This window comes from Bacillus sp. LK2 (assembly GCF_001043575.1).
Classification (GTDB): Bacteria; Bacillota; Bacilli; order Bacillales; family Bacillaceae_G; genus Bacillus_A; species Bacillus_A paramycoides.
On the sequence record NZ_LDUK01000115.1, the window covers coordinates 1 to 218 of the forward strand.

2 tRNA genes are annotated in these 218 nt (G+C 56.4%); both read left to right on the forward strand.

Annotation, left to right across the window (positions count from 1 at the left end):
* Positions 1–32: 32 nt before the first annotated feature.
* Positions 33–106 (forward strand) — tRNA-Pro (locus tag VK90_RS27430).
* A 9-nt stretch (positions 107–115) separates the two neighbouring features.
* Positions 116–191 (forward strand) — tRNA-Ala (locus VK90_RS27435).
* The last annotated feature ends 27 nt before the right edge of the window (positions 192–218 follow it).

The following is a 218-nucleotide window of genomic DNA, read 5'->3' on the forward strand; positions in this document are numbered from 1 at the left end:
GGGGTTCGACTCCTCTCGGGCGCGTTTTCTTTCGGGAAGTGGCTCAGCTTGGTAGAGCACCTGGTTTGGGACCAGGGGGTCGCAGGTTCAAATCCTGTCTTCCCGATACTTGTTTGGGGCCTTAGCTCAGCTGGGAGAGCGCCTGCCTTGCACGCAGGAGGTCAGCGGTTCGATCCCGCTAGGCTCCACCAAAAAAGTTCTTTGAAAACTGAACGAAA